This window comes from Salipiger marinus (assembly GCF_035481585.1).
In the GTDB taxonomy this organism is placed as follows: Bacteria; Pseudomonadota; Alphaproteobacteria; order Rhodobacterales; family Rhodobacteraceae; genus Salipiger; species Salipiger marinus.
The window spans coordinates 78,911-88,637 of record NZ_JAYKSL010000022.1 but is presented as its reverse complement, the minus strand read 5'-3'; the positions used below and the strand labels follow the sequence as shown (position 1 = coordinate 88,637).

The following is a 9,727-nucleotide window of genomic DNA, read 5'->3' as shown; positions in this document are numbered from 1 at the left end:
TGCGTCGAGTGCGGCTGCATTCTCTCGCAAGGTACAAGCGGCTCGAGGGGGCGAAGTTCGTCTGGCCTCGGGTGCAGGATGGCGTGATGAAGATGTCTCCGGCCCAGTTTGCCGCCCTGTTCGAGGGCCTCGACTGGCGGCTTGTCCGTCCCGAGCGTGTCCGGCGGCCTGAGCTGGCGGGATAGCTGCGGCTGAATGACTCGGGTGCTCTTTGGCGATGGCGGCGCCTGGGGTCATGTGCCAGGCCCCGGTCATGACCGACACTGCCCTGGCCGAAGAGAATGCTCGCCTGAAGGCTCGCCTCGCGGAAACCGAGGCGGCGCTGGCGGATGCGGTCGAGGCCCAGCGGCGGCTGGAGAGCATCGTCGGCGAGTTGCGCCGCGAGAAGTTCGGCCCCCGGTCGGAGAAGCTCGACCCCGAGCAGTTCAACCTGCCGCTCGAGGATGTCGAGGTCGCGCAGGGCGTCCTGGAGGCGGCGCAGGAGAGGGCGCGGCGGGCGCTGAAGAGCGACAGCCCCACCGAACGCAGCACCCCCAACCGCAACCGTGGACATCTTCCAAAGCATCTGCCCCGGATCGAGCGGGTCATCGAGCCTGCGAGCACGCTGTGTCCCTGTGGGTGCGGTGAGATGGCCAGGATCGGCGAAGACGTCTCCGAACGTCTCGATGTCGTGCCCGCCCAACTGCGCGTGCTCGTCACGCGGCGCCCCAAATATGCCTGCCGGCGCTGCTCCGCCGCGGTGGCCCAGGCCCATGCACCGGAGCATGTCGTGCCCGGAGGCTTGCCCACCGAGGCGCTGATCGCCCAGGTCATGGTGGCGAAGTTCGGCGACCATCTCCCGTTCTATCGCCAGGCCGAGATCTACACCCGGCAGGGGATCACGCTGGACCGGGCCACGCTCGGCAACTGGGTCGGGCGCGCCGGCGGTTCGTGAAGCGGCTGGAAAAGGACGGATCGCCGATCGCCGAGGAAGCCCTGCGCCAGATCGCCGAACTCTATGCCATCGAGAAGACGGTGCGCGGCGTGGCGCCCGATGTCCGCCTCGCGGCACGACAGGCCCTCTCGGCCCCCATCATCGCCGCCTTCAAGCCGTGGCTCGAGGCACAACTCTCGCGCATTCCCCGATCCTCTAAACTGGCCGAAGACATCCGCTACACGCTGGCGCGCTGGCCGGGCCTCACCCGCTTCCTCGAGGATGGCCGTCTGGAACTGGACACCAATCCCGTCGAAAACCAGATCCGGAAGATCGCGTTGACCCGGAAAAACGCCCTCTTCGCCGGGCACGAGGTCGGGGCGGAGAACTGGGCCATGCTCGCCAGCCTCATCGCCAACTGCAAGATGAGCGATGTCGACCCGGTCAGCTATCTCGCCGACACCCTGCGTGCGTTGCTCGACGGGCATCCCAAGAGCCGCATCGACGAGCTCATGCCGTGGAACTTCACCACCGCGTCAAGCCTCGCCGCATAGGGATACGACTGAGCGCTTACGAACCCACAGGCAAACGCGTCAGATTGAAGCCAGTGCCTCGTCTTCATAACGTCAGCAGAATGCGTACTGCGAGGGATTCTTGTGAAACCGAACTTACGAGACCGTTAGTCCTCCAGAACCGCCCCATGCTCCACATCGCCCCAATGTTTGTTCGGCGCAAGCTTTCGGGCTCGGCGTTCGATATCGGCTATTCGAACGGGGCAGAAATTCCACTGATCCACGCCAACGTTCACGGCGTTGCGCGAACCCTGCCATTGATTATGGACGTGGCCAAAGAGTTGAAGCGCTCCGCGCCGGGCGTGGTTCCAAGTGATCATCGGGTAGTGGCAAAGTGTGTTGGGCACCCCGCGGCCATCCTCGATCTCGACCATGTGCCTAACTGTATCCCAAGGTAGCTCCAGCGTCGCGGCAAGATCGTGATTACCGACGACAAGGTGCTGGCGCGCGCCGGGCAATTGAAAAAAAATGCGCTCGACATAAGCGCTATCCTTCGCTCGTTCACCGAAGGCAAAGTCACCCAGGATCCATAGGTCATCCTCGGGCCCGACACTCTCCCAGAGGCTCGCGATCAGCATGTCGTCCATGTGCCCGGCAGATCGGAATGGCCGCTTACAGAAGCGGATAATGTTCTCGTGGCCGAAGTGCGTGTCGGCCGTGTACCAGATCGCCATAACCCTCCTTTCGACGTTGCTTCCTACCCAACTTGGCAGGCTCCAAAGCACACAATCGTTCCTCATATGCAGACCCGCCTGCGCACGCTTCGCCCTTTAAGTATGCAGTCGCCGGTGAACATTGCAGTAGACCTTTGCCGCGGGGTCGAATTCTCTCGGGTCTGGCGCGACGTCTTTCGGCAAAGCATAGTTCCGACAGGGTTTTCCCGCTTTTGTCAAAGCGTCGCACGGGAGCTCGCCGCCCATCTGCAGCTCCGCCCAGGCCCGCAGCACATCTTCAGGCATTTCGAGCCGCTCGGCTGCAAATTTCATGACGTTCGACACGACTTCCGGAAGATCTGTGGCCTCGATCCCCAACGTCTTTCCTGGGAGCAACTGTATCCATCCGCTGCCACCCGCTTCTGACAACCAGTACTCAAAATGAAGTCCTGGATAGCCCTCCATCTCTTCCGCGAGTTTCTCCAGTTTTACCAAGTCGATGATCATTGCAGCCTCTCCTGTGCTTCGGCGTCCAGATCCGGCGCCGGAATGTCTCTTAAAACCGGTAGAGTTAAAACCGACATTCGCCAATAGCATCGGGGGTGAAACGGACACCCAAGAGCCCCCTGAGAGACGTACTAGCCCGCAATATGCGGCTGCTTCGTGCTGAGAAAGGGTGGTCTCAGGAACGCCTTGCCGAGGAGGCGGGCCTCAACAGGACCTATTTGAGTGCTGTAGAGCGGTCTGAACAGAATATCTCGATCGACAACCTCTACCGTGTCGCTAAGGGGCTCGGCGTCGAGGCCCATACCTTGCTGACACACCGGGATTAGAAATTTTATCCCTCAAAATCAGCCAGATAAAAAGAAAACGGGCCTACCCTCTGCGGGTAGGCCCGTTGCTTTTCTACTGACATCAACAGCGCCCGACATCGGCCCGTGGGCAATCTATGCGGTGATAGTGGACACCAAACCGCACCAAATGGGCAAACTATGGGTCAGTTCAGACGTGGGTCAAACATCCCCACGACCCTGCTTATCCGCACTTGGAATGGCCGCAGCTGCCGCAGGTCATGCAGCCTTCGACCATGCGCATGCCGTACTGGCCGCAGCTGGGGCAGGCTTTGCCGCGTGGGGCGTCAAGCCCCACGACCTTGGCCGTCGGGTCGGATTTCAGCCCCTGCCCTTCGCCCGCCAGAAAGCCCGTTGCCACCATGTGATGCTCGATCACGCCGCCGATCGCCGCGAGGATCGAGGGGATGTATTTGCCCTGCACCCAGGCGCCGCCGCGCGGATCGAAGACCGCCTTCAGCTCTTCCACCACGAAGCTCACGTCGCCGCCGCGCCGGAACACTGCCGAGATCATCCGCGTCAGCGCCACGGTCCAGGCGTAATGCTCCATGTTCTTGGAGTTGATGAAGACCTCGAAGGGGCGGCGATGCCCACCCACCACGATGTCGTTGATGGTCAGATAGATGGCATGCTCGCTGTCCGGCCATTTCAGCTTGTAGGTCTGGCCTTCCAGCGCCTGCGGGCGGTCCAGCGGTTCGGACATGTAAATCACGTCGCCGCCTGCCGCCTCCTGCGCCAGTTCCGGCGACTCGGCGGGGGTCTTTTCGGTGGTCTCGGACACGCTCAGCACCGATCCGGTCACGTCATTGGGCCGGTAGGTGGTGCAGCCCTTGCAGCCGGTCTCGTAGGCTTCCATGTAGACCGACTTGAACGCCTCGAAGGAGATGTCCTCGGGGCAGTTGATGGTCTTGGAGATGGAGCTGTCGATCCATTTCTGCGCCGCCGCCTGCATCCGCACATGTTCCAGCGGCGCAAGGGTCTGGGCGTTCACGAAATACTCGGGCAGATCGCCATCGCCGAAGCGGTCGCGCCACATCTGCACGGCGTAATCGACCACCTCTTCTTCGGTGCGGCTGCCATCCTTCTGCAGCACCTTGCGGGTATAGGCATAGGCAAAGACCGGCTCGATCCCCGAAGAAACGTTGCCCGCATAAAGCGAAATCGTGCCGGTGGGCGCGATGGAGGTCAGCAGCGCATTGCGGATGCCATGGTCCCGGATGGCCTCGCGCACGTCGTCATCCATGGCCCGCATGGTGCCGGAGGCAAGGTATTTGTCCGCGTCGAACAGCGGGAAAGCGCCCTTTTCCTTCGCCAATTGCACCGAGGCCAGATAGGCGGCGCGGGCGATGCGGTGCAACCAGCGCTCGGTCTGACGCGCCGCCTCCTCGGAGCCGTAGCGCAGCCCCATCATCAGCAGCGCATCGGCCAGCCCGGTCACCCCCAGACCGATGCGGCGCTTGTTCTGCGCCTCTTCGGCCTGCGCGGGCAGCGGAAAGCGCGAGGCATCCACCACATTGTCCATCATCCGCACGGCGGTGGCCACCAGATCGTCCAGATCGGCCTCGGCGATCTCGGCGCCCGCGTCGAAAGGCTGGCTCACCAGCCGCGCAAGGTTGATCGACCCCAGCAGGCAGGCGCCATAGGGCGGCAGCGGCTGTTCGCCACAGGGGTTGGTGGCGGCGATCTCCTCGACATAGGCCAGATTGTTGGCCTGATTGATGCGGTCGATGAAGATCACGCCCGGTTCGGCGTAATCATAGGTGGCCTGCATGATGCGGTTCCACAGATCCCGGGCCTGCACGGTCTGGTAGACCTTGCCGCCGAACTGCAGATCCCACGAGGCATCCGCCTTCACCGCTTCCATGAACGGATCGGTGACCAGCACCGACAGGTTGAACATGCGCAGCCGGGCGCTGTCGGATTTGGCGGCGATGAACTGTTCGATGTCGGGATGGTCGCAGCGCATCGTGGCCATCATCGCGCCGCGGCGGCTGCCTGCGGACATGATGGTGCGGCACATGGCGTCCCAGACATCCATGAAGCTCAGCGGGCCGGAGGCATCGGCAGCCACGCCGCGCACCGGCGCGCCCTTGGGCCGGATGGTGGAGAAATCATAGCCGATCCCCCCGCCCTGCTGCATGGTCAGCGCCGCCTCTTTCAGCATGTCGAAAATGCCGGACATGCTGTCAGGGATGGTGCCCATGACGAAGCAGTTGAACAGCGTCACGCTGCGCGCGGTGCCGGCGCCGGCGGTGATCCGCCCGGCGGGCAGGTATTTGAAATCCTCCAGCGCCGCGTAGAACTTCGGCTCCCACAGATCGGGCTCGTCCTCGACCGCGGCCAGCGCGCGGGCGATGCGGCGCCAGCTGTCCTCCACGGTCTTGTCGATGGGCGTGCCATCCGCATCCTTGAAGCGGTATTTCATGTCCCAGATCTGTTCGGCAATGGGGGCGGCAAAGCGAGTCATGGCAGCAGGAATCCTTGGTAAGGGCAGGTCTGACTACAGGCGGAACGCGCGGGGCGCAACGGGGGTCGCCACACCGTGACCGCACCACAGCTTGCAGCCGCGCCGGAAAAGCCTACCATATCTTCGTATCCAACGGGAGAGTCGCGTGACAAAAACGGTGCATCTCATCAAGCTCAGCGTCGGCACCGACAGCGTCGAGGATCTGGCCGCGTGGCAGGCCTCTCAGGCGGCGCGGGGCCGGGACGGCTGCCCGCGCCATGTCACCCGCATGTGGCCGAAGCGCGAGGCGGAGGTGCTGGCTGGCGGGTCGATCTTCTGGGTGATCAAGGGCTTGGTGCAGTGCCGCCAGCCCATCGTCGGGCTGAACCGAGTGACGGGCGAGGATGGCACCAACCGCTGCGCGCTGGTGCTGGAGCCGGGGCTGATCCGGGTGACGGCAACGCCCAAGCGCCCGTTTCAGGGCTGGCGCTATCTGGATCCCGCCGACGCGCCGCGCGATCTGCCCAAAAACCGCGCGCATGAGGATGCCCTGCCCCCCGAACTTGCCGGTGCCTTGGCGGAAATCGGCGTGATCTAGCGCCAGAGCCGCAGCGCGGTCCAAAGATAGGCGGGCATCTCGCGCAGGCCTGCGCGAATCCGTCGCAGCGTCAGCGGGGCGTGCACCGGGGCGCTGACCACCCGCAGCCCCAGCCGCCGCGCCACCAGCCGCGCGCGCGGCGCATGGAACCCGTCCGTGACGATCACCACCCGCGACGGCGCCAGCCGCGCCAGCAGCGGCCGGGCAAAGCGCAGGTTCTCCTCGGTGCTGGTGGAGGCGGCTTCCTGCCGCAGCACGGCCTCGGGCACCCCCGCCGCGCGGCACAGGTCTGCGATCACCTCGGCCTCTGCCGGGCCATGCCGCCCGACGCCGCCACAGCCAAGGATCACCTGCACCTCCCCGGCCCGCCACAGCCGGATCGCGTGATCCGTGCGCCGCGCCAGCGTGGGAGAGGCCACGCCCCCCGGCCAGACCGCCGCCCCCAGCACCACTGCCACTGCGGGCCCCTGCCCCTGATCCTGCCTGCTCATCCTGTCATCCTGAAATGCGGAACGCCGCCGGAGCCCGCCCCGGCGGCGTTCCCTGATACCTGGTGCCTAGGCTCAGTTCGGGATTTCGGTGGTCAGACCCTCGACGTAGAAATCCATCCCCGCCAGCGTGCCGTCATCGGCCACTTCGCCTTCGGCCAGCCATGCCGACCCGTCCTGCTTGTTCAGCGGGCCGGTGAAGGGGTGATAGGCGCCGGAGGCGATGTCGTCCTTCATCTTGGTCGCGGCAGCCAGCGCCTCTTCGGGGATGGGGCCGGTGAATTCGCCGATGCCCACCATGCCGTCGCCGATCCCGGCCCAGGTGCTGGTGCTTTCCCAGGTGCCGTCGATCAGCGCCTGCACCCGTTCGATGTAATAGGGCGACCATTCGTCGATGATCGACGACAGGCGCGGTTCGGGCGCATATTCATACATGTCCGCCGCCTGACCGAAGCCATAGGCGCCTGCCTTCTGCAGCACCGCCAGCGGGGCGGTGGAATCGGTATGCGCCAGCACCACATCGGCGCCCTGATCCAGCAGCGCCTGCGTGGCATCGGCTTCCTTGGCGGGGTCGAACCATGTGGAAATCCACACCACCGACAGTTCCACATCCGGGTTCGCCTTGCGCGCGTGGATGAAGGTGGAGTTGATGCCGCGGATCACCTCGGGGATCGGGAAAGACCCGATATAGCCGATCTTGTTGGTCTTGGTCATCGCCCCGGCCAGATAGCCGGTGACGGCGCGGCCTTCGTAGAAGCGCGCGGAATAGACCGACACGTTGGGCGCGGTCTTGTAGCCGGTGGCGTGCTCGAATTTCACATCCGGGAATTTCGCCGCCACGTTGATGGTGGGATCCATGTAGCCGAAAGACGTGGTGAAGATCAGGTCGGCGCCCGACAGCGCCATCTGGGTCAGCACGCGTTCGGCATCCGCACCTTCGGGCACCGATTCCTGTTCGATGACCTCGATGGCATCGCCAAAATGCTCTTTCATCTTCATCGCGGCCTCGTGGTGGTGCTGCGACCAGCCGCCGTCATTGACCGGGCCCACATAGACGAAGGCCACCTTGGGCGTGTCGCCTTGGGCAAAGGCCGCGCCACTGGCCAGCGCAAGGCTCAGCGCGGCGGAGGCGAGTAGGGTTCTGCGTTTCATGACTTGGTCTCCCTGTCGTCAAAGATGGGCGCGCGTCTCAGGCCGCGGCGTGGAAAGGACGGCCCAGCGATCCGGGTGCGCCATGCACCCCGCGGGCCGAGATGATCACCAGAACGATGATCGTTATCAGGTAAGGCGACATCGACAACAGCTCCACCGGAACCGTGGTGCCCGCCGCCTGCAGGTTAAGCTGCAGCACGCTGACGCCGCCAAAAAGATAGGCCCCCAGCAGCACGCCAAAGGCCCGCCACGAGGCGAAGACCACGATGGCCAGCGCGATCCAGCCCGCACCAGCCGTCATGCCTTCGGTCCATTGCGGCACGCGCACAAGGCTGACATAGGCCCCGCCCAGACCGGCGCAGGCCCCGCCGAACGCGATGGCGGCCAGCCGCACATGCACCACCCTGTAGCCAAGCGCATGGGCGCTGTCGTGGTTTTCGCCGACCGCGCGCAGGATCAGCCCGGCGCGGGTGAATTTCAGAAAGGCCCAGACCGCCGCCACCAGCGCAAGGCTGACATAGACCATGATGTCATGCCGGAACAGCATCGGCCCCAGCACCGGCAGATCGCCCAGCAGCGGCAGGTCAAGCTTGGGCAGCGAGGGCGCGCGCAGCCCTTCGAAGCTGGACCCGATCAGCGCCGAAAGGCCCAGCCCCACCAGCGTCAGCCCCAGCCCCGTCGCCACCTGATTGGACAGCAGATACTGGGTGAGCAGGCCGAAACTCAGCGACAGCACCGCCCCGGCCAGCGCCGCCCCGGCAAAGCCCAGAAGCGGCGAGCCGCTGCCCACCGCCACGGCAAAGCCCATCACCGCGCCGGTGATCATCATGCCCTCGACGCCAAGGTTCAGCACGCCCGCCTTTTCCACGACCATCTCGCCCAGAGCGGCCAGCAGGATCGGCGTGGCCGAAACCATGATCGAGGCGACAAGCAGCACGGGATCCATCAGGCGACCTCTCTGCGGGACAGGCGGATGCGGTAATTGGTGAAAACGTCGGTGGCCAGCAGGAAGAACAGCAGCATGCCCTGAAAGAGCTGGATCGACGCGCCGGGCAGGCCCAGCATCAGCTGCGCCAGCTCGCCGCCGATATAGGTCAGCGCCATGAGCAGCCCCGCCAGCAGGATCCCCACCGGATGCAGGCGGCCCAGAAAGGCCACGATGATGGCGGTGAAACCATAGCCGGAGTTGAAATCGATGGTGACCTGCCCGGCGGGGCCCGTCACCTCGAAAAGACCGGCAAGCCCCGCCAGCGTGCCGGAAATGCCAAGGCACAGCACGATGATCCGCGCGGGGCTGACCCCGGCAAACCGCGCCGCCCGCGGCGCCTCGCCGGTCAGCCGGATGTTGAAGCCCTGAATGTGCCGCGCCAGCAGCACATAGGCCGCGATCACGGCGATCAGCGCCGCGACCACCCCCCAGTGCATCCCGGTATCCGGCAGCAGTTCGGCATTATGCACCGCCGGCCACTGCTTGAAATTGCGCGAGCCGGGAAAGCCCATGCCCTCGGGACTGCGCAGCCAGCTCGACGAGGCCGAGGCGAGGATGTTCTGCGCCACATAGACCAGCATCAGCGATACGAGGATCTCGTTGGTGCCAAAGCGGGTCTTCAGCAGTGCCGGGATCATCGCCCAGGCCCAGCCGCCAAGCCCCCCCGCCACCACCATCAGCGGGAAGAGCAGCGCCGAGTCGGAGGGGTAGAAGGCCAGCCCCACCGCCGCGCCGCAGACGGCGCCCATGATATACTGCCCTTCGGCGCCGATGTTCCAGATCCCGGCGCGAAACCCGACCGAGAGACCAATGGCGATCAGGATCAGCGGCCCAGCCTTCACCAGAAGCTGCGGTCGCGAATAGGACGCGAACTGCGGATGGAACAGCGGATCCCAGAAAATGGTGCGGATCGCCTCCAGCGGCGGCTTGCCCAGCAGCGCGAACATCAGCCCGCCTGCCAGCATGGTCAGCGCCACCGCCAGCAGCGGGGTCAGCACGGTCCAGAGCCGCGACGGCTCAAGCCTGCGCTCCAGCCGGATCATGCGCCCAGCTCCGCCGATGTCGC

The 9,727-nt window shown here is 64.9% G+C and carries 10 protein-coding genes and 1 pseudogene; 4 read left to right on the top strand and 7 right to left on the bottom strand.

Annotated elements, in window-relative coordinates; translation table 11 throughout:
* Positions 1–185: IS66 family insertion sequence element accessory protein TnpB (gene tnpB / locus VK682_RS22245; RefSeq protein ID WP_324782562.1), on the top strand; the 185-nt coding region annotated here is incomplete at its 5' end.
* Between the two features lie 68 nt (positions 186–253).
* Positions 254–1,467, top strand: a pseudogene (locus tag VK682_RS22240) (IS66 family transposase).
* A gap of 125 nt (positions 1,468–1,592) precedes the next feature.
* On the opposite strand, the gene VK682_RS22235 reads toward VK682_RS22240, so the two are convergent.
* Together VK682_RS22235 and VK682_RS22230 are read right to left on the bottom strand one after the other, a co-directional pair.
* Complete coding sequence (locus VK682_RS22235) at positions 1,593–2,159, bottom strand: metallophosphoesterase (protein ID WP_230797637.1); 567 nt, start codon at positions 2,157–2,159, stop codon at positions 1,593–1,595.
* A gap of 96 nt (positions 2,160–2,255) precedes the next feature.
* A complete protein-coding gene (locus VK682_RS22230) occupies positions 2,256–2,645 on the bottom strand; it encodes a hypothetical protein (protein WP_230797638.1) in 390 nt (129 codons plus the stop codon).
* Between the two features lie 143 nt (positions 2,646–2,788).
* Between VK682_RS22230 and VK682_RS22225 the strand changes: the two genes are divergently transcribed.
* Complete coding sequence (locus VK682_RS22225) at positions 2,789–2,971, top strand: type II toxin-antitoxin system RelB family anti-toxin (protein ID WP_023849950.1); 183 nt, start codon at positions 2,789–2,791, stop codon at positions 2,969–2,971.
* A 202-nt stretch (positions 2,972–3,173) separates the two neighbouring features.
* Here the strand turns inward: VK682_RS22225 and VK682_RS22220 are convergent, their stop codons facing one another.
* On the bottom strand, positions 3,174–5,456 hold the full coding sequence (locus tag VK682_RS22220) for an adenosylcobalamin-dependent ribonucleoside-diphosphate reductase (RefSeq protein ID WP_089850878.1): 2,283 nt from the start codon (positions 5,454–5,456) through the stop codon (positions 3,174–3,176).
* Between the two features lie 145 nt (positions 5,457–5,601).
* Here VK682_RS22220 and VK682_RS22215 point away from each other — a divergent pair, with 145 nt between their 5' ends.
* Complete coding sequence (locus VK682_RS22215) at positions 5,602–6,033, top strand: DUF1489 family protein (protein ID WP_230797640.1); 432 nt, start codon at positions 5,602–5,604, stop codon at positions 6,031–6,033.
* Here the strand turns inward: VK682_RS22215 and VK682_RS22210 are convergent.
* From VK682_RS22210 to VK682_RS22195, 4 genes are all read right to left on the bottom strand, one after another.
* The gene (locus VK682_RS22210) at positions 6,030–6,524 is read right to left on the bottom strand and encodes a YdcF family protein (RefSeq protein ID WP_324782561.1); all 495 of its coding nucleotides are present in this window, start codon (positions 6,522–6,524) and stop codon (positions 6,030–6,032) included. The two genes, VK682_RS22215 and VK682_RS22210, sit on opposite strands and share 4 nt — an antisense overlap.
* 72 nt (positions 6,525–6,596) lie before the next feature.
* Entirely contained in the window at positions 6,597–7,673 is a 1,077-nt protein-coding gene (locus VK682_RS22205) for a BMP family ABC transporter substrate-binding protein (protein ID WP_089850872.1), read from the bottom strand.
* Positions 7,674–7,710: 37 nt separating this feature from the next.
* Entirely contained in the window at positions 7,711–8,619 is a 909-nt protein-coding gene (locus tag VK682_RS22200; protein WP_230797642.1) for an ABC transporter permease, read from the bottom strand.
* The gene (locus VK682_RS22195) at positions 8,619–9,704 is read right to left on the bottom strand and encodes an ABC transporter permease (RefSeq protein ID WP_230797643.1); all 1,086 of its coding nucleotides are present in this window, start codon (positions 9,702–9,704) and stop codon (positions 8,619–8,621) included. Before VK682_RS22195 ends, VK682_RS22200 begins: the two co-directional genes overlap by 1 nt.
* Positions 9,705–9,727 lie beyond the last annotated feature (23 nt).

Excerpts from the sequence above, each read along its gene's own strand:
- VK682_RS22235 (WP_230797637.1), bottom strand. The coding sequence starts at position 2,159 with ATGGCGATCTGGTACACGGCCGACACGCACTTCGGCCACGAGAACATT.
- VK682_RS22230 (WP_230797638.1), bottom strand. The coding sequence starts at position 2,645 with ATGATCATCGACTTGGTAAAACTGGAGAAACTCGCGGAAGAGATGGAG.
- VK682_RS22225 (WP_023849950.1), top strand. The coding sequence starts at position 2,789 with ATGCGGCTGCTTCGTGCTGAGAAAGGGTGGTCTCAGGAACGCCTTGCC.
- VK682_RS22220 (WP_089850878.1), bottom strand. The coding sequence starts at position 5,456 with ATGACTCGCTTTGCCGCCCCCATTGCCGAACAGATCTGGGACATGAAA.
- VK682_RS22210 (WP_324782561.1), bottom strand. The coding sequence starts at position 6,524 with ATGAGCAGGCAGGATCAGGGGCAGGGGCCCGCAGTGGCAGTGGTGCTG.
- VK682_RS22205 (WP_089850872.1), bottom strand. The coding sequence starts at position 7,673 with ATGAAACGCAGAACCCTACTCGCCTCCGCCGCGCTGAGCCTTGCGCTG.
- VK682_RS22200 (WP_230797642.1), bottom strand. The coding sequence starts at position 8,619 with ATGGATCCCGTGCTGCTTGTCGCCTCGATCATGGTTTCGGCCACGCCG.
- VK682_RS22195 (WP_230797643.1), bottom strand. The coding sequence starts at position 9,704 with ATGATCCGGCTGGAGCGCAGGCTTGAGCCGTCGCGGCTCTGGACCGTG.